17 protein-coding genes and 1 tRNA gene are annotated in these 17692 nt (G+C 67.0%); 9 read left to right on the forward strand and 9 right to left on the reverse strand.

Annotated features, from left to right (window positions below):
* Positions 1-105: 105 nt before the first annotated feature.
* Positions 106-495 carry a PIN domain-containing protein gene (locus tag ACFU5M_RS22535; protein ID WP_379052370.1) on the forward strand — a complete coding sequence of 130 codons (390 nt, stop codon included), beginning with the start codon at positions 106-108 and terminating at the stop codon, positions 493-495.
* 96 nt (positions 496-591) lie between these two features.
* On the opposite strand, the gene ACFU5M_RS22540 is transcribed toward ACFU5M_RS22535, so the two are convergent.
* The 4 genes from ACFU5M_RS22540 to ACFU5M_RS22555 form a co-directional block, all read right to left on the reverse strand.
* The gene (locus ACFU5M_RS22540) at positions 592-1740 is read right to left on the reverse strand and encodes an acyl-CoA dehydrogenase family protein (protein ID WP_379052371.1); all 1149 of its coding nucleotides are present in this window, start codon (positions 1738-1740) and stop codon (positions 592-594) included.
* Positions 1740-2969, reverse strand: a complete 1230-nt coding sequence (locus ACFU5M_RS22545) for an acyl-CoA dehydrogenase family protein (RefSeq protein ID WP_379052373.1) — start codon at positions 2967-2969, stop codon at positions 1740-1742. The genes ACFU5M_RS22540 and ACFU5M_RS22545 overlap by 1 nt, the downstream gene beginning before the upstream one ends.
* A 197-nt stretch (positions 2970-3166) precedes the next feature.
* Positions 3167-3373 carry a calcium-binding protein gene (locus tag ACFU5M_RS22550; protein WP_379052374.1) on the reverse strand — a complete coding sequence of 69 codons (207 nt, stop codon included), beginning with the start codon at positions 3371-3373 and terminating at the stop codon, positions 3167-3169.
* Between the two features lie 473 nt (positions 3374-3846).
* Positions 3847-4383 (reverse strand): YdcF family protein, encoded by a 537-nt coding sequence (locus tag ACFU5M_RS22555; protein WP_379052376.1) that lies wholly within the window; start codon positions 4381-4383, stop codon positions 3847-3849.
* A gap of 145 nt (positions 4384-4528) precedes the next feature.
* Between ACFU5M_RS22555 and ACFU5M_RS22560 the strand changes: the two genes are divergently transcribed.
* The gene (locus ACFU5M_RS22560) at positions 4529-5851 is read left to right on the forward strand and encodes a UDP-glucose dehydrogenase family protein (RefSeq protein ID WP_379052378.1); all 1323 of its coding nucleotides are present in this window, start codon (positions 4529-4531) and stop codon (positions 5849-5851) included.
* Between the two features lie 152 nt (positions 5852-6003).
* Positions 6004-7311, forward strand: coding sequence for an Hsp70 family protein (locus ACFU5M_RS22565; protein ID WP_379052379.1), 1308 nt, complete (start codon positions 6004-6006; stop codon positions 7309-7311).
* Positions 7312-7333: 22 nt separating this feature from the next.
* Here the strand turns inward: ACFU5M_RS22565 and ACFU5M_RS22570 are convergent, their stop codons facing one another.
* From ACFU5M_RS22570 to ACFU5M_RS22580, 3 genes are all read right to left on the reverse strand, one after another.
* Complete coding sequence (locus tag ACFU5M_RS22570; RefSeq protein WP_379052380.1) at positions 7334-8611, reverse strand: YibE/F family protein; 1278 nt, start codon at positions 8609-8611, stop codon at positions 7334-7336.
* A gap of 393 nt (positions 8612-9004) precedes the next feature.
* Complete coding sequence (locus ACFU5M_RS22575) at positions 9005-10258, reverse strand: pyridoxal phosphate-dependent aminotransferase (RefSeq protein WP_379052382.1); 1254 nt, start codon at positions 10256-10258, stop codon at positions 9005-9007.
* A gap of 99 nt (positions 10259-10357) precedes the next feature.
* On the reverse strand, positions 10358-11368 hold the full coding sequence (locus ACFU5M_RS22580; protein WP_379052383.1) for an XRE family transcriptional regulator: 1011 nt from the start codon (positions 11366-11368) through the stop codon (positions 10358-10360).
* A gap of 560 nt (positions 11369-11928) precedes the next feature.
* On the opposite strand from ACFU5M_RS22580, the gene ACFU5M_RS22585 reads away from it, so the two are divergent.
* Positions 11929-12378 (forward strand): hypothetical protein, encoded by a 450-nt coding sequence (locus tag ACFU5M_RS22585; RefSeq protein ID WP_379052385.1) that lies wholly within the window; start codon positions 11929-11931, stop codon positions 12376-12378.
* Between the two features lie 77 nt (positions 12379-12455).
* On the opposite strand, the gene dcd is transcribed toward ACFU5M_RS22585, so the two are convergent.
* On the reverse strand, positions 12456-13055 hold the full coding sequence (gene dcd, locus ACFU5M_RS22590; protein WP_379052387.1) for a dCTP deaminase: 600 nt from the start codon (positions 13053-13055) through the stop codon (positions 12456-12458).
* Positions 13056-13167: 112 nt separating this feature from the next.
* On the opposite strand from dcd, the gene ACFU5M_RS22595 reads away from it, so the two are divergent.
* Together ACFU5M_RS22595 and ACFU5M_RS22600 are read left to right on the forward strand one after the other, a co-directional pair.
* Positions 13168-13941 carry an SDR family NAD(P)-dependent oxidoreductase gene (locus tag ACFU5M_RS22595; RefSeq protein WP_379052388.1) on the forward strand — a complete coding sequence of 258 codons (774 nt, stop codon included), beginning with the start codon at positions 13168-13170 and terminating at the stop codon, positions 13939-13941.
* Positions 13942-14253: 312 nt separating this feature from the next.
* Complete coding sequence (locus tag ACFU5M_RS22600) at positions 14254-14967, forward strand: phosphatase PAP2 family protein (RefSeq protein WP_379052390.1); 714 nt, start codon at positions 14254-14256, stop codon at positions 14965-14967.
* Positions 14968-15102: 135 nt separating this feature from the next.
* On the opposite strand, the gene ACFU5M_RS22605 is transcribed toward ACFU5M_RS22600, so the two are convergent.
* A complete protein-coding gene (locus ACFU5M_RS22605; RefSeq protein ID WP_379052392.1) occupies positions 15103-15384 on the reverse strand; it encodes a hypothetical protein in 282 nt (93 codons plus the stop codon).
* A 1019-nt stretch (positions 15385-16403) separates the two neighbouring features.
* Here ACFU5M_RS22605 and ACFU5M_RS22610 point away from each other — a divergent pair.
* The 3 genes from ACFU5M_RS22610 (at position 16404) to ACFU5M_RS22620 (ending at position 17668) form a co-directional block, all read left to right on the forward strand.
* Positions 16404-17288 carry a helix-turn-helix domain-containing protein gene (locus tag ACFU5M_RS22610; RefSeq protein ID WP_379052393.1) on the forward strand — a complete coding sequence of 295 codons (885 nt, stop codon included), beginning with the start codon at positions 16404-16406 and terminating at the stop codon, positions 17286-17288.
* Positions 17289-17299: 11 nt separating this feature from the next.
* Entirely contained in the window at positions 17300-17500 is a 201-nt protein-coding gene (locus ACFU5M_RS22615; RefSeq protein WP_379052432.1) for a DUF397 domain-containing protein, read from the forward strand.
* Positions 17501-17594: 94 nt separating this feature from the next.
* Positions 17595-17668 (forward strand) — tRNA-Gly (locus ACFU5M_RS22620).
* Positions 17669-17692 lie beyond the last annotated feature (24 nt).

The raw sequence follows: 17692 nt of genomic DNA on the forward strand, positions 1-17692 counted from the left end.
ACTCCACACCGACATCGGCCGGGTCCAGAGATGGGACCCGGCCGAGTCGTTTCGGGCTGCCGCCGGTATGTGCGGCGCGACTCGTTGGTATCTGAAGGAGAAGACGTGGGATCGGCCTTGGAGTGGGTGCTACGCGACGAGGTCGCTGCCGCCGACTTCGCCGAGGTGACCAGCGCGCCTGGCGCACTTGTCGCCGGTTGCCATCTCACCGCTCTCGAGATCGGTTACTCGGCTCGGTCTCATGCCGATTACCTCGCCAAGATCGCCGGTCAGAAGTCTTTGGTCTGGCTTCCGGTAACGGAAGAAGCGATGGACCGGGCATTGGAAGTCCAGGGTCTTCTCGCTGCCCGAGGCGCGCATCGCCTGCCGATCCCGGATTTGATCCGCTCGGCGACCGCCGAGGTGCACGGGGCGACCGTTCTGCACGTCGACAGCGACTATCAGACGATCGCGGATATCACCGGTCAGCCGCATCGGCGGCTCGGGACGAGCTGACTCGGTCACCGGTCGGTACAGCGAGCAGCGGGCAAGGGCTCAGCACGCGCGGAAGTCGGTGCCGGGCCGGAGTGGTCACCCCGGCCCGGCACCGGACTACGGCCGGGTCAGCGCGGCGTACCGGGCGAGATGTTCGTCGCTGGAACCGAATTCGTGCTCGACCACGGTGAGCCGCTTGAAGTAGTGGCCGATGGCCAGCTCTTCGGTCATGCCCATCGCACCGTGCAGCTGCACGGCGTTCTGCCCGATGAACCGCGCCGCCCTGGCGACGGTGACCTTCGCCGCCGAGACGGCGCGGGCGCGGTCCTCGGCGGGTGCCCGCAGCGAATGGACGGCCAGATGGACCGCCGCGATGGCCTGTTCGAGTTCGATGTACATATCGACCATGCGGTGCTGCAATGCCTGGAAACTGCCGATCGGCTGACCGAACTGCTCGCGCTGCTTGGCGTAGTCGATGGTGTCGGCGAGCACTTTGCGCATGCAGCCGACCGCCTCGGCGCAGATCGCCGCGGTCGCCTCCGCGATGGTCGGTTCGATGACGGTCCAGCCGTCCGATTCCGTGCCCAGCAGCGCGTCGGCGGGCAGGCGCAAGCCGGTGAACACGAGATCGGACGCGGTCCGGTCATCGATGGTGCGATAGGTATGCACGTCGACGCCGGCCGGGGGCTCCGAAGCGTCGAATTCGAGCCGGAACAGCGAGATGCCCGCCTCGTCGCGCCGTTCGCCGGCCGTGCGCGCGGTGATCAGCAGGTCGGTGGCCAGCGGGGCACTGGTCACCACCGTCTTCGCGCCGTCGAGCACCCAGGCGTCGCCGTCGCGGCGGGCGGTGGTCGATATGTCGTTGAGCGCGTGTCCCGATGTCGGTTCCAGCCCGGCGAACGCGATGAGCGCGTCACCGGACACGATCCGGCGCAGCACGGCATCGGCCTGCTCTCCGCCGGACCGCTCGAGCAGCCCGGCGCCGATCACGACGGTGTCCACGAACGGCTCGACCACCAGCGCGCGGCCGAGTTCCTCGGCGATCACCATGAGCTCCACGGGACCGCCGCCGGTGCCGTCCACCCGCTCGGGCAGGGTCGCGCCGAGAATGCCCAGTTCGTCGGCGAACCCGCGCCAGACGGCAGGCTGCCAACCCGACTCCGATTTCGCCGCGGCGCGGCTCTTCTCCAGGTCGTAACGGGCGCCGAGGTATCCGGCGATCGCGGAGCGGAGCATTTCCTGCTCGTCGGTAAGCGTGAAGTCCATCAGAGCCCCAATGCTGCTTTGGCGAGGATGTTTCGCTGAATCTCGTTGCTGCCCGCGTAGATCGAGCCCGCGCGGTCGTTGAAGTACTTCAGCGGCGCGACGGCCTGCCAGTCCGCGCCACTGTGGTAACCGTCGGCAGGTGGCGTGAACTGTGCGATCGGGCCGCCCGGTTTGGTGGCGTGCGGCTGATAGACGCGACCGCGCGGTCCCGCGGCTTCCAGCGCCAGCTCGGTGAGCTTCTGGCTGAGTTCGGTGCCGAGAATCTTGAGTATGGAGGACGCGGGACCCGGATTCTTACCCTGCGCCATCGCGGAGAGGGTGCGATATTCCAGGACCTCGAGCACCTCGGTGCGGATCCGCAGATCCGCCAGCTTCGCCGCGAACGCGCGGTCGTCGATCAGCGGGTTGCCGTCCGGGCCGGGCTGCTGCGCGGCGTTGGTGGCGATGTCCTGGGCCATGACCTGCAGCCAGGGCGACGCCGCTCCGCCGCGCTCGTGCACCAGCAGATACTTCGCGACGGTCCACCCGTCGTCGATCCGGCCGAGCACATTGGTCTTGGGCACCCGCACGTTGTCGAAGAAGACCTGGTTCTGCACCTGCTCGCCCGAGGTCATCACCAACGGCCGGATCTCGATGCCCGGCGCGGTCATGTCGATCAGCAGGAACGTGATGCCCTGCTGTTTCTTACCCGTGCGCGAGGTGCGCACGAGACAGAAGATCCAGTTCGCCTCGGTGGCGTGGGTGGTCCAGATCTTGCTGCCGGTGCACACGAAATCCTCGCCGTCGTCGACGGCGGCCATGGCGAGCGCGGCCAGGTCCGATCCGGCCTCGGGCTCGGAATAGCCCTGGCAGAAGAAGACCTCGCCGGTGAGAATGCGCGGCAGATAGAACGCCTTCTGCTCCTCGGTGCCGAACGCGATGATCGCGGGCGCCACCATCCTGATGCCCATCGGCGACAGCGCGGGCGCACCGGCCAGCGCCGATTCTCGCTGGAAGATGTAGTGCTGGGTCAGGCTCCAGTCGCATCCGCCGTGTTCCACCGGCCAGGCCGGCGCCGCCCAGCCGCGCTCGTGCAGGATGTGCTGCCATCGCATGCTCGCCTCGTGGTCGGGATACACGCTCGTCGCCAAGCGCCCGGCCTGCCGCAATTCCGGCGTCAGCTTCGCGGCGAGGAATTCGCGCACCTCGTCGCGGAACGCCAGATCCTCCGCTGACCAGTCGTAATCCATCTGCCCTCCCAGAGGGGTGTGCACCGTTGCTTCCGTGGCGAATATCCCGCCACCACGAGACAGAATGTACGGCCGCTTCTCTCAGCGAGTCAAACTGACGTCACACGCCCGCAGATTCTCCGCCAGGAGGACCAGAGCCGCCGACAGCCGGGCCCGCATCGCGAGCCCGGCTACCGATCGGCACACTAGGAGCGGGGTCAGCCGCAGGAACTCGGCTCGCCGATCTTGACCACCGACAGCACGGCCTCACCTTCGCCGATCAAGGATCCGGGTGTGGGCGCCTGCGCCACCACGATCCAGTTCCGGTCCATCACCTGCATGCGCCCCTTCCCGGTCGCGTCTTTGGATCGAGAGAAGAAGACGCCTGCCGCCTGGATCGCGTCTTGCGCATCCTGCAAGTTCATGCACACGACGTTCGGCATAGCGGCGCGGGGAGCCGCCGGTTGCGATGCCGGCGCAAGAGGAGGGGTCGTCGATGCCGCGGGAGCGACGGGCGCCGCCGGAGCGGGCACGGCCACCGCGGACGTAGCGGAGGTGATCACAGCACTTCGGCTCACCGGCGTCGCGGAGGCTCGTTGCGACGTCGAATCGTCCTTGCCGCCACCTCCGACCGCACTGCCGATTGCGCCGAGCACCAGGAGCCCACCTAGCGCGGCCGCCACCCACACCCACAGCGGCGCCCGATTCTTGCGCGGCTGCTGCTGCCCCGGAGGGGGACCGTACGGGCTGAACGGGGGCTGTTGGGTCATCGGCAGTTTCCCTTGCTCTCATCCGGATTCACGCACCGACGGTCGATGCACACAGACAGAAGATCGAGACGTCAGTCACAGTTGTTACCGACTTGCTATCAATTCGGTCCTGTGGCAGAGCGAATCGATCAGCAGTCTTCGAAGAAGGCTTTCGCGTAGCCCACGGACTGATAGGCGTAGTCGTAAGCCCAGCGGGGGAGGGAGAGATCGGGTTCGGGGTCGATGAAAAGGAGTTCTCCGTCCCAGCACTTCCGCAGGATGTAGCGGGCACGGGAGATATGGGGAGTGAAGGTGACGACGATGACTCGGCGCCAATTGTGGGCGCGGGCGAGGCGGGCGAGTTCCCGGCCCTCGCCGCGAGTGGTGCGCGGCGACGGGTCGAAGCACAGGACTTCGAAGCTGTAGCCGCCGTGGCAGATCCGGTTCAGCATGACGCTGTTCTCATAGGGATCGGAGAACACCACGCGGGGCGCGTACCCGTCGCGCGCCAGGCGCAGGCCCAGTTGTTCGCGGCCGTCATGCGCCCCGCCCAGGACGAGAACGGCGTCCGCAGGCGCGAGCGGGTCGGTCCGCGGACGCACGTACACCGGCCACAGCGCGACCGTCGCGACAACCACCGCCAGACCGGCGCCGAGCACGCTCCAGGCCAATCGACGACGTCGCACCACGCCGATGCTAGCCGGGCCGCGGCCACCGTTACGCCAGGTCAGGGCACCTGGTCCGGGGATGTCGCCGCATGTACATCTGCTGTTGCCCCGACCCTTGCCTCACTGACGTGGCGTGGCCACCGGCGGGGCTTACCAATCGATCATGCGATGCACAGTCTTCGGAACCGGGTATCTCGGGGCCACGCACGCGGCGTGCATGGCCGAACTCGGGCACGACGTCATCGGAGTGGACGTGGACCCGGGCAAGGTCGCGAAGCTGTCCGACGGAGTGGTGCCGTTCTACGAACCGGGCCTGGAGGGTGTGCTGCGTCGCAACCTCGATGCGGGCCGCCTTCGGTTCACCACCTCCTACGCCGAGGCGGCCGCGCACGCGGAAGTGCATTTCCTCGGCGTGGGCACCCCGCAGAAGAAGGGCGAGTACGCCGCCGACCTGAAGTACGTGCACGCGGTGGTGGACACGCTCGCCCCACTACTGGAACGTCCCTCGGTGATCATCGGCAAGTCGACGGTTCCGGTCGGCACGGCGGCCGCGCTCGGGTCACGCGCCCGCGCACTGAGTTCCACCGACGTCGAGGTGGCGTGGAATCCGGAGTTCCTCCGGGAAGGCTTCGCGGTCAAGGACACCTTGCGGCCGGACCGGCTGGTCCTCGGCGTCGACCGGGAACGCACTGCCGCCGGATGGGTGGAGGAGCTGGTACGCGAGATATACGCCGACCTCATCGCCGCCGAGGTGCCGTTCCTGCTGACCGACCTGGCCACAGCCGAATTGGTCAAGGTCTCGGCGAACGCTTTTCTGGCGACGAAGATTTCGTTCATCAACGCGGTATCGGAGGTGTGCGAGGCGACCGGCGCCGACGTGACCATGCTGGCCGACGCGCTCGGCTACGACGCGCGCATCGGCCGTCGATTCCTCAACGCCGGCCTCGGTTTCGGCGGCGGATGTCTGCCGAAGGACATCCGGGCGTTCATGGCCCGCTCCGGCGAACTCGGCGCCGATCACGCCGTCGCCTTCCTGCGCGAGGTGGACAACATCAATATGCGCCGCCGAACCAAGGTGGTCGACATGGCCGCCCGCGCCTGCGGCGGCTCACTGCTCGGGGCCAACGTCGCGGTGCTCGGCGCGGCGTTCAAGCCGGAGTCCGACGACGTCCGCGATTCACCCGCGCTGAATGTGGCCGGCATGATCCAGCTGCACGGGGCGGTGGTGACCGTCTACGATCCCAAGGCGCTGGAGAATTCGCGCCGGGTGTTCCCCACCCTGAACTACGCGACCTCGGTCGCCGAGGCGTGCGAACGCGCCGACGTGGTGCTCGTGCTCACCGAATGGGACGAATTCACCGCCCTGCGCCCGCAAGATCTGGCGGGAGTGGTGCGCGCCCGCTCGATCATCGACGGCCGGAACTGTCTCAATCGTGCCACCTGGAGAGCAGCCGGATGGGTGTACGCGGGACTCGGCACACCGTAGAGTTGCGGGTCGAGGCGGGCTACTGCCAGACAGACGACCAGTCCTGCCTTAAGCACAGCTGATCGCCGGCGGTAGGGTCCGTCCAGCGGGCCCTCCGCCGACGCACGGCGCAGGCTCGCATGTCGTGCAGTGTGAAACGAGATGGGCAGCTGATGAGTTCGGTACTGGGAGTTTCGGTGGGGGCCGGCGCTGTCCGTATGGCGCGACCACACGCCGACAACCCCCACGGGCATGTCTCCCCGCATTCTTTCGATCTGCAGACTATTGCGGTCGTCGACCAGAGCGTGGAAGAGCTGGCGGCCGAAGCCATCGGGGTCACCCTGGAAGCCACGCCGGGCATCGGCGCCACCGCGATCGCCTACCGCAGTGAGCAGCACGCCCGCGCCATTCGCGCCGCCATGGCGCGCCAGCAGCTGACCAATTACGAACTCGTGCCGGAGATCGCGGCGGCACTCGAGTTCGCGCAAGCCACCGGCGACATCCGGGGCATCTCCTCGCTGGTCGTCTACGACCTGGGCAGCTCGGGGCTGACGGTGAGCGTGGTCGACACCCAATCCCGCGAGGTGCGCCACAGCGAGCGCACCAGCGACATCAGCGGTGACTATCTCGACTCGTTGATCCGCGAGCAGCAGATCGCCTCGGGGCGGATCGCGCATCCGCCGAACGCCGCGGGTCTGGCCGCCTTGGACGCGCTGTGCCGGGAGGCCAAGGAGCAGCTGACCACCAACACCGCGGTGGCACTGCCGAGCGAGCAGGGATTGGTCCTGCTCGCGCAGGAGAACTTCGAATCGTTGATCATGCTGGCCATCGAGTCGTCGGCGCGGATGGCACGCGACGTGATCGTGCGCTCGGACCGCCCCGTGCACGGTGTGCTGGCCATCGGCGGTTGCGCCCGGATCCCGTTGGTGGCCAAGGTGCTCGAACGCTGGATGGGCGTGCCCGTCGTCGTGCCGGACAGCCCGGAGACGGTGATGGCCCGCGGCGCCGCGCTGCTGGCCAGACCGGTGCGCAAGGAGACTCCCGCCGCGGGCGCCGCGCTGGACGACGAGCTGTCGCCCGCCTGGTTGTCGGCCCCCGCCCAGCGTGGCAGACGCGAGATCAGCGGCGCGGTGCTGACGGTCAGCGCGCTGGCCGTGGTCGCCGCGATCGGGCTCGGCCTCGGCTACGGACCGCAGGTGCTGGAACGGGATTCGCACACCAGCGAGGGCTCGCCCTCGTTGACGCCGACCACCGCACCGCGCACGACCAGCTTGGATCCGCAGATCGCGGTCGCGCCGGGTACCACGGAGTCGCCCGCGCACGAATCGATCGCCGCGCCACCGCCGAACCGGCGGCAGACCACCAGCGAGGCGGCACCGACGCCCGGCCCGAACACCATAGTGGTGCCCGGCCTTCCGCCGATCGTGGTTCCCACGATCCCGCCGGAGGTCTTTCCCTTCCCCCCGCCGCCGCCGCGCTGAGCGGGGCGACCGCCGGGCGAAGTCAGGCCCTGGCGTGTCGGGCTCGGCGCGGAGGCGGGGGCGGGGTGGGCTGTTTGGTCGTGAACGGCCGGGCCAGCAGCACCGCGATGCCGGTGGTCAACGGCACCGAGAGCGCCAGCGCGATGCCGCCGACCGCCGAGCGCGCGATCTCGATGGCCACCGCGTCACCGGTCAGCACGTCGCGGATCGACCGCCCCGCCACGCTGAACAGCAGCAGCAGCGGCAGCGCCCCACCGGCGTAGGCCAGCACCAGCGTGTAGACGGTACTGGCGATGTGGTCGCGCCCCACCCGCATTGCGGCGGCGAAAACCTCGCGCCGGGAAGCCGATTCGTCGAGGGCGGCCATCTCGAACGCGGTCGACGCCTGGGTGATCGTGACGTCGTTGAGCACGCCGAGCGAACCGATGATGAACCCGGCCAGCAACAGGCCGGTGATGCTGACGTGCTCGATATAGGTCGCGACGTTCGTGTTCTGTTCCTCGGAAAGCCCGGTGAGATGGGTGATCTCGATGGTGAGCCAGGACAGCGCGGCGGCGAGCAGCATCGAGGTCAGCGTGCCGAGCAGCGCCGAACTGGTGCGCAGGTTCACCCCGTGAGCCAGATACAGCACCGCGTAGAGGATCAGGGAGCCCGCGACCAACGCGACCGGAATCGCGGGTTTGCCGTCCAGCAAGGCGGGCAGCAGGAACAGCACCAAGACCGCGAAGGCGAATACCAGGCCCAGCAACGCGCGGACGCCGCGCCAGCGCGCCACCGCGATGATCACCACCACGAAAGCCACAAAGATCAGCGTGAGCGGCAGCCCGCGTGAGTAGTCCTCGAACGAGTACAGCGGCGTGCCGCTCGGATCGGTCTGGCGGACCAACCGCAGTTCGTCGCCGGCGTGCAGGTCGGGTTGTCCTGGGCCAGGGGCGATCTCCAGCAACGTGTGGTTGCCCTTGTGCGGCCCGGACTCGATCGCGATCAGGCTGCGCTGACAGGCGTAGGCGGTGCTGCGCGGCGGTTCGGGCTTTTCGACGAACACCTTGCCCAGCGACGGGCTGCCGCACGGACCGACATCCTGCAGCACCACGGTGCCCGCCTCGGTCTGCACCGCGCCGCCGCCCGCGTTCTGCATCGGCAGCGGAATGTCGATGTGCTGCTTGCTCGGCCACAGCACGATCGCGGCGATGACGACGACGACCCCGATCACGGTGAGTAGCCCGATGACCACCCGCGCCGCGGTCGCGCCGATCGCGATCGGCCCCGAATGATCGTGGTGATGGTGGTGGTCGCTCACCGCGCTCCTACCTGTCAGATGTTGGTTCTGCCCGGAGCGAGCCTAAAGGATTTCATTTTCAAGACCGTCGCTGCGTTACCGAACCCAGTGGATACACGGCCAGAGCGATCCGATCGGAAAAGAAAGGGGGTTTTAGAGGGGGCGGCGGAGAGCAGGGGGATGTCTCCGCCGCCCGCAGGGCAGGCGGCCCAGGGGGGTAGGCGGCCTAACCCGAGGCCGGATGTGCCCAGGGGGGGTAGGCAATCCGACCAGGCACTCAGAGTGCCGAGGACCACTGTACACAAAAGTACTTCTTTTGCGCTAGTTAGTCGCCAAACCCGACATGTATCCGTACATCAGGTTTGTTTACGGGCCGGAAGCGGGGCGATTATATTGTTCGCCGCCAACTTCCCATTACTGGCGATAGCTGGCGAGGAAGTTGCCGAAGCGTTCGATCGCGACCGCGAGATCCCGGGCCCATGGCAGCGTGACGATCCGCAGATGGTCGTGGTTCGGCCAGTTGAAGCCGGTGCCCTGCACCATCAAGATCTTCTCCTGCAAGAGCAGATCCAGGATCAGCTTGGAGTCGTCGCGGATCTCGTACACGTTCGGATCCAGCTTCGGGAACGCGTAGAGCGCGCCCTTCGGCTTCACACACGACACTCCGGGGATCATGTTCAACCGCTCCCAGGCGACGTCGCGCTGTTCGAGCAGCCTGCCGCCGGGCAGGATCAGATCCTCGATGCTCTGATGACCGCCGAGCGCGACCTGAATCGCGTGCTGCGCGGGCACGTTCGGGCACAGTCGCGAGGAGGCGAGCAGGTCGATGCCCTCCAGGAAACCGGCCGCGTGCTCCTTCGGGCCGGTGATCGCCAGCCAGCCCGAGCGGTAACCCGCGACCCGGTAGGCCTTGGACAGCCCGTTGAAGGTCAAGCACAGCAGGTCGGGCGCCATGGTGGCCAGCGAGATGTGTTTGGCGTCGTCGTAGAGGATCTTGTCGTAGATCTCATCGGCGAGCAGCAACAGCTGATGTTTGCGCGCGAGGTCGGCGAGTTGCTGGAGCACTTCGGCGGAGTACACCGCGCCGGTGGGGTTGTTCGGATTGATCACCAGCAGCGCTTTGGTGCGGTCGGTGATCTTCGATTCGATGTCCGCGATATCGGGTTGCCAGCCATTGGCCTCGTCACACAGATAGTGCACGGGAGTGCCGCCCGCCAGGCTGGTCATCGCGGTCCACAGCGGGTAGTCCGGCGCCGGGATCAGCACCTCGTCGCCGTTGTCCAGCAGAGCCTGCATGGTGATGGTGATCAGCTCGGAGACGCCGTTGCCGAGGTAGACGCCGTCCACGTCGAGCTCGGGGAAGCCGGGCACGAGTTCGTAACGGGTGACGATCGCGCGACGCGCCGACAGGATGCCCTTGGACTCGGAGTAGCCCTGGGCGTACGGAAGTGCCGCGATGATGTCGCGCATGATCACGTCCGGCGCCTCGAACCCGAACGGGGCGGGATTGCCGATATTGAGCTTGAGGATGCGGTGGCCCTCGGCCTCCAGCCGTGCCGCGTGCGCGTGTACCGGTCCACGGATCTCGTAGACGACGTTCTGCAGCTTCGTGGACTGCTCCAGAACACGCGGGGGGCGGTGCGGATGATGAGGACTCACCCGTCCCATGGTGCCATCCGTCGCAACCGGATAAACCGTCACTCCGAGGTCGTGCCGGGCCGCCGTGCCCGCGACGGCGTCCCGGGCACGGCGGATGTGACGCGTCACTCATTGGGCCGGGCCGACCGGCGGGATGTCCTTCGCCGCGGTAGCGCCGCAGAATTCCTCGATCCGCTCGTCCAACCGGCGCGCCTCGACCGAGTCGCGGAAGGCCGGGGCCGCGATCCACCTGCGCATATCGGTCAGCCGCTCCTCGAGCTGCGCGATGCGCTTGTCCTCATCGAGCCCGAGTACCGGTTGCAGCGCCTCGGCGGCGCCGTCCAGGCTGCCGTTGATCAGGTGGGCGGCCGCGCAGTCGACCCTGGCCAGGGCTTCCGCGCCGTAGGAGCGCTGTTCGGAAGGCCCGTTCGAATACAGCTCGATGGCCCGCTGCGTGGCGCCGAGCGCGCGCTCCGCCTCCCCGAGGTGGATATAGGTGGCGCCGGCGTAGTAATTGGCCTTGGCGTCGTTGAAGCCGAAGACACCGCCCACTTCGTCGTGCAAGGTGTCGGTCGCGGCGATCTCGCGGGCGTCGTCGGCCGCACGGACGCAGCGATCGGTGTCCGCGGCGCTGCCCAGCGCCGACCAGATGCGCGCCTCGATGTTGAGCAGTCGCACCTGCGCGGTCGCCGACTCGGCGAATTCCTGCCCACTCTGGGCGAGCTGCACCGCCCGGCGAGGACGCTGCGACCAGTACTCGATCAGCGCGTGCATGCCGCGGGTCCAGGCTCGAAGGCCGTTGTGCCCGCACAGCTCCGCGTAGGCCCAGGCAGCCCGGATCTGTTCCCCCGCCGCGTCGTAATGGCCCAGATCGGTGCTCGCGTTGGCGAGCAGACCCGACAGCGTGCCCGCCAGGAGATACAGATGACCGGTATCGGCGGGCCGCTGATGGCCTTCCAATAACCGATACACCCGGCGTCGCACCCGCACCATGTCCACCATCATCGGAACCGGCGGAATACGCACGTAGTCGTTCGCGATGCGCACGACATCCGCGTCGAGCTGTTCCAAAGTGCTCGCACCGACATTGGTGCTCTCGGCCTTGCCGGCGTGCTCGCTGGCCTCGTGGGCAGCCGCCATGATCAGATCCCTCTCCGAAATCGCTGCTAACGCAACACCTCTCATCGCACCGGCGTCTATGAGAGCCAAAAGGTCCGCGTCACTCGAATAATGGACGCGCGCCGAGGCGTCGGCGCGCGTTTCGAATCCCGGCGGGGCGGCTCGATCGCTCGAGGGCTGATCGATCAAGGCCGCGAACCGGGCCCGCACCACATCGTCGGACCTGGCCAGTGAGGTATCCAGAGCGGCTTGGTTGATCGGACGTGGATGAACTCGGACGCCCCCGGCTTCCCACTTCGATACCAAACGTTCGTGCACACCCAAATGGGCGGCGAATTCCCTGATGCTCATCCGCTTGGCATCGCGAAGGGCGCGGGCCTCTTTGCCTGACCAATGCCTGACCACGGTGCCATCCCTTCCGAACGAACCCCTTCCAGAGTACGAGCGGTTTGTGAGCGCGGCCACAGGTGAAATGCGAACGGTATCAAAGGCAGCGGAAGGGCAGCGGTAAGCGGGCTGGCGGGCGATACCCAATCACGCTGCGGGCCGGGACCATTGAGCCGGAAGGCAAGGAGTTCGCCGTGAATGTCGAGAAGCTCAGGACCGTGGACGATTGGGTGGCGTTCTATCGGCACGAGTTCGGATTGCCGGTCACCGAGCGTGGCGGTTTCGTCATGCTACCGGTCACCGGGCGCGTCTGCGTCGTCCACCTGCCGACCGCGCGTGCCGAAAAAGTGCGCGCCTCACTGGAACAGCAGGGAACGAGGGGTCCCATGTTGGCCAGGCAGATCCGATGGAGCTTCCTCGCCGAGCCCGACAGTCGACCGGGACCGCAGGTGCTCGAGGTGCTCAATCGGCTGGATATCGGCCTGCCCACCATCGGCAGCGCCGTGATGTTGCCGACCGGTCTCGGTCGCTGGACCCGGGAAGGGTGCTTCTGGGTCAGCCCGCCGAGCCGCGGTGACACGCTTCCACCGCTGTCCGTCATCCTCACTACGGCGCTCGCGGTGGGAGCGGGCGGCGGGGACTGATCACCTCCGCGATCAGATCCCCGCTGCCGTCCGCCGGGTCCGCTTCTCCCCCACAGTCGACGAAGCGGACCCGGCGGTCAGCGTGATTCGGCAGCGTCGATCGCGGCGGCCGGAAGCGGGAAGTTGAGGTAGGACCGCGACGGAGTCGGTCCGCGCTGGCCCTGATATTTCGAGCCCGCCACGGCACTGCCGTACGGATGCTCGGCCGGGCTGGTCAGCCTGAGCAGGCACAGCTGGCCGATCTTCATACCGGGCCACAGCGTGATCGGCAGGTTGGCCACATTGGACAGTTCCAGCGTGATGTGCCCGCTGAACCCGGGATCGATGAAGCCCGCGGTCGAGTGGGTCAGCAGCCCCAATCGGCCCAGACTGGACTTGCCCTCCAACCGCCCGGCCAGATCGTCCGGCAGCGTGCACACCTCGAGGGTGGAGCCGAGCACGAACTCGCCGGGGTGCAACACGAACGGTTCACCATCGGCCGGCTCGACCAGGCTGGTGAGCTCGTCCTGCCGCTTCGCGGGATCGATGTGGGTGTAGCGGGTGTTGTTGAACACCCGGAACATCCGGTCCAGGCGCACGTCGATGCTCGACGGCTGGATCAAGTTCTCCAGCAGTGGCTCGACCCCGAGACGCCCAGCGGCGATCTCCGCACGGATGTCACGATCGGAAAGCAGCACGCGACGAGCGTAGCGCCTGCTCGCCGGTGCTCCTCAGCCGCACAGTGATATAGAGAGAGCGATATCCTCGCATCCATTCGGGCGGCGCCGCCCGCGATCGAAGGGATGAATCATGACCGAGGGCTCGCTGTTCGACCTGACCGGCCACGTCGCCGTCGTCACCGGAGGCAATTCCGGCATCGGTCTCGGCTTCGCCCGTGGGCTCGCGCGGGCAGGGGCCGACATCTGCGTCGTCGGCCGCAACACCGAACGCAACGAAGCCGCCGCCGCGGAATTGCGCGCGTTCGGCGGGCGCGCACTGGCGCTGAGCTGCGACGTGGGCGAGGAGCAGCAGGTGATCGACACCTTCGGGCGCGCGGCCGCCGAACTCGGCCGCATCGACTCGTGCTTCGTGAACGCCGGTGTCCCGCAAGGATTCATCCCCTTCGTAGAAACCGATCTCGCGGAATTCCGCCGGGTCACCTCCGTCAACCTCGATGCCGCGTTCGTGACGCTGCGTGAAGCGGCGAAGGTCATGCTCGCCCAGGGCGAGGGCGGCAGCCTGGTCGCCACCGCGAGCCTCGCCGCCCAGCAGGGCGTGCCGCGCGGGCAGTCCTACGCGGCGAGCAAGGCGGGGCTGATCGCCATGGTCAACTCGATCGCGGTGGAGCTGGCCAAGCACGGCATCCGCGCCAACTCGGTGCTGCCCGGCTGGGTCGAGACGCCGATGACCGAGGGCGCTTTCGCCTGGGACCGTTTCCGCGAACGCGTCCAGCCAAGGATCCCGGTTCGCCGCTGGGGCCTGGCAAGCGATTTCGAATCCGTCGCCGTTTACCTCGCCAGCCCCGCCAGCGCCTACCACACCGGCGACACTCTCCTGATCGACGGCGGCTACAGCAAGTTCTGAGGTCTTTCCGCGTCGGCACTGCTGCACTTGCCCCACCGAGCTGTGTTGCGCGGTCGTCGCCGGGGGCGGTGCTCACCCGCCCGGCCACGTTGCGTGGTGGCGACCGGCGGCGGCGTTCGTCTGGTGCTCACGCCCCGGATCGCGGGGCCGATCGTCCCTCGGGCACTAGCCGCCGCGTGCGCGCTGGTCGTCGAACACCGACGGGCCGCGATCGTCGGCCTGCACCCCTGGCGTTCGCCGACGTCGCCGGTGTCATCCGTGGCGGGAAGCGGACCGGTTACCTCGCAGCGTCCGGCATGGCAACGTGGAGTGGTGACCTCCTCCCGCATCCGGAACGTCATCGTGGCAATCACCGTGTTGCTGGTGGTGTGCGCCGCGGTTCTCACGGCAGGTGTGGTCGGGGGCGGCGGTCCCGGCAGGATCGATCGTGGTATCGCCGACTGGGCGGTCGCACACCGCACGGACGCACTGACCCCGGTCGCGGTGGTGGTGAGCGTGCTGGGCGGAACGCTCGCGATGACGGCCCTGGCCACCGCGAGTTGTCTCGTGCTGTCCTGGCGGCGGCGCTGGGCGCCGGCCGCGCTCGTCGCGATCACCGGACTAGGCGGCGGGTTGCTGGTGCGCGGTGGCAAACGGCTGACCGACCGCGACCGTCCGCCCGTCGAGGAACACCTGATCAACGTATCCAACCAGGCGTATCCGTCCGGGCACAGCATGGGCTCGTTCGTCGTGGTCGGCATCGTTCTGGTGGTCGCGCTACCCGGCATCCACGGACCTGCCCTCCGAGCCGGCACGGCGATCGTCGCTGCCCTATTCGTCGCAGCGGTCGGCCTATCCCGCATCTATCTCGGCGTCCACTGGACGACGGACGTCGTCGGCGGCTGGTGCTTCGGCGCGCTGTGGCTCATCGGCTGCCTGACGGTTTATCGGCATCTGGTGCCCATGTCCCCGAGCACCTCCGGGGACCACCTTTCGAGCAGAGAGACGGACAAGACCGCGACTTCCTCCGGTCATCGAGCGGAATAGTCCGGAGTAGACACCCGACGGCCGTACCGAGGTCCGAACAGCTCGTCATCAGCCTGTTACGAGATCGCCGTCCGAACACCGGGAATAGGCACGGTCCGGATGACGGACCCGAGGCCGTCGATTGCGCGGTTCGCGTCATCGCGGCTCGGCCATCTCTTCGAGCAGACGCGTGATCCCCGCCTCCGCGATCTCTTTCGCGCGCCCGAGGTCGTCGGTCGTCTCGGAGTACGCGCGGATCAACCCGCCCTCGGCGTCGCCTATGGTGACACGCAACGTGCCATCGGCTCGGATGACCCGGATGACGGCGTAACCACCGTCGAACGGTCTGGTCAACCAGTGGTCGGCCGCTGGACCACTCAGCGCCCAACCGTCGGCGGCGTCGATCGCGCGAATCCGCGACCACCCGGAGTGCTCCATCTCAGCCCGCCATCGTGGTCAGCTGAAACGGAGTACCTGGACGCTCGCCCTTCACCCTCGACCGATCAGGTGCGTGCTCCGCTGCCTGCGGAGGCTCGGCGACGCTCGTTCCGGAGGACCACGGACGCAGGCACAGTGCGCAGCAGGAATCCGCGGCTTCTCGGGCGATCGAGCCGACCAACAGCCTCACCCCGCCGAAGTAACACGCCATTGTCCATACGGCGGCGGCGATGGCCGCGACAGTCGCGGCCATCAGTAGTCACTCCGGGTCGAGCGGCTGTCCGGCATCGTCGACCGAGCTTTCCGCCTCCCGTGTACTTGATCGGCCCAAGCACGCACAGCAGCGACCACTACTTGCCCCGAGGGTCGAAATGTGTTGCGCGGAGGGACTATCCAGTGGCGGATCGCCCCAGCCGACGCGGTGGGCGATGGCAGCGCGATGCACGCCCCCGTCCGCGCGACATTGACATCCAGGCGGAACATCTCGGCGAACAACTTCACGTCGCCCAAGTCGATGTCGGGGCGAATCAGAAAGGTCCACCTGCCGGAGCGGGGGTGCCCGATAATCGGTCCGACCGCGTTCCCACAGCTCTGCAAGTGAGCCTTCACCACCTGACCGAGCCGCGTAGGCATCGTGACTCCCCACACGCTGCCCGCGCGAAGGACGATCCGGCCCAACTCGGGTGGATCGATGACGACGGGTAGATCGCAGGTCCGTCGGTAGTACTGACAACGGGACAGCAAGGTGTCCCCGAACGCTCCTTCGTCCATCAGAAGACCTCTGCTCACATCGAAGACGGTGGTTGGGTGCGCAGCGCCTCGCTGGGCCAGCCGGAACGTTTACCGAGGCGAGAAGTGGGGCGATTGGGACAGCCTCCCCACCGGCGCAGGACTAGGAGACCACCGAGGTGACACCTTGGGCTCTATCATTCTGAAATTTTCAGCATTCACGCTTGAACCCCCAGGAGAACTCTCATGCAAGTAGCTAATATCTTTCAATCTGAAACATAGGAGGATCTATGGGCCGAGAAGGTACTCCCCCGCCCCCGTCCCTGCCGAGACGTCGGTTCGGCAATCACATCCGCGACGCCCGGCACGCAGCGAACCTCAAGCAGCCCGATGTGGCCAAGGCGATGCGCTGGAGCGTTCCGACGCAATCTCGCATCGAGCGCGGCTACCTCGGCACGTTGAACGACCGGGACGTGCGCGACCTGTGCGCTGTTCTCGGAATCGAAGCCGAGGACGAGGTCGCGGCATTGATCGGGATGCTCGAAGAGGCGACCGCTCAACCCAAGAAGTGGTGGCAGCAGCAGTACGGCGAGGTCATGCAGGAACGGTTCGACGTCTACGTAGGACTCGAGTACGAGGCTCGCGCGATCGACATCTACCGCTCGGAGTTGGTGCCCGGCTTGTTTCAGACCGCCGATTACGCCCGGGCGCTGAACCACTTGTTCTTCCCGCACGAATCCGAAGAACAACAAGCGCGCCGAATCGAACTGAAGCTGAAGCGACAGGCAAGTCTCACCCGAAAGACCAAACCCCTGGAAGCAACCATGGTGATGGACGAAGCGATCCTGCGGAGGGTCGTCGGTAACGAGCGAACCATGGGCTCCCAACTGCACCATCTCGCCGACGTGAGTACGCGAGACAACATCGACATCCGCATACTGCCGTTCACCGCCGGATATCCCATGGGAACAGCAACCGGCGCGTTCTCGATACTTTCGTTCGAGGGCGACCCCCCTGTGGTGTACGTCGAGTCCTTTACGAGCAACATGTACCTTGAGGACGAGTCGGAGGTCGCGACGTACCGAGCCGCGTCCACGATTATCCGCCGCTCCGCGTTGGATGCGACAGCGAGCAGGAATCTGCTGCGGCAGATGGTGAAGGAGTTTGCAAGGTGAGCACCGACCTAGTGGGGGCACGATGGTTCAAAAGCAGCCACAGCGGGGGTCACGGTGATTGTGTCGAGGTCGCATTCCTCCGAGGGGGCGAAATCGGTGTCCGCGACTCCAAAGACCCAACTGGTTCTGCGCTGGTGTTCGCCCCCAGCGAGTGGGACGTCTTCACCTCTGGTGTAGCGGCCGGAGCGTTCGACCGCCCTCAGCGGCCCTGACTGACCCATAGCCCCAGGTCACAGCACTCTAGCTGGACTTTTCCCACCCCGTGCGCAGCTTCTGCTACAGTCTCGGTTGGCGCATCTGCGTCTTGCCGATGTAGTTCAATGGTAGAACTTCTGCTTCCCAAGCAGACAGCGCGGGTTCGATTCCCGTCATCGGCTCCACCGAAAGACCCTGGACCGGCACTC

Origin of the sequence: Nocardia sp. NPDC057455 (assembly GCF_042802775.1) — a bacterium.
Lineage (GTDB): Bacteria > Actinomycetota > Actinomycetes > Mycobacteriales > Mycobacteriaceae > Nocardia.

Excerpts from the sequence above, each read along its gene's own strand:
- ACFU5M_RS22580 (WP_379052383.1), bottom strand. The coding sequence starts at position 11,368 with ATGGCGGCTGCCCACGAGGCCAGCGAGCACGCCGGCAAGGCCGAGAGC.
- ACFU5M_RS22540 (WP_379052371.1), bottom strand. The coding sequence starts at position 1,740 with ATGGACTTCACGCTTACCGACGAGCAGGAAATGCTCCGCTCCGCGATC.
- ACFU5M_RS22605 (WP_379052392.1), bottom strand. The coding sequence starts at position 15,384 with ATGGAGCACTCCGGGTGGTCGCGGATTCGCGCGATCGACGCCGCCGAC.
- ACFU5M_RS22610 (WP_379052393.1), top strand. The coding sequence starts at position 16,404 with ATGGGCCGAGAAGGTACTCCCCCGCCCCCGTCCCTGCCGAGACGTCGG.
- ACFU5M_RS22545 (WP_379052373.1), bottom strand. The coding sequence starts at position 2,969 with ATGGATTACGACTGGTCAGCGGAGGATCTGGCGTTCCGCGACGAGGTG.
- ACFU5M_RS22575 (WP_379052382.1), bottom strand. The coding sequence starts at position 10,258 with ATGGGACGGGTGAGTCCTCATCATCCGCACCGCCCCCCGCGTGTTCTG.
- ACFU5M_RS22595 (WP_379052388.1), top strand. The coding sequence starts at position 13,168 with ATGACCGAGGGCTCGCTGTTCGACCTGACCGGCCACGTCGCCGTCGTC.
- ACFU5M_RS22565 (WP_379052379.1), top strand. The coding sequence starts at position 6,004 with ATGAGTTCGGTACTGGGAGTTTCGGTGGGGGCCGGCGCTGTCCGTATG.
- ACFU5M_RS22560 (WP_379052378.1), top strand. The coding sequence starts at position 4,529 with ATGCGATGCACAGTCTTCGGAACCGGGTATCTCGGGGCCACGCACGCG.
- ACFU5M_RS22550 (WP_379052374.1), bottom strand. The coding sequence starts at position 3,373 with ATGAACTTGCAGGATGCGCAAGACGCGATCCAGGCGGCAGGCGTCTTC.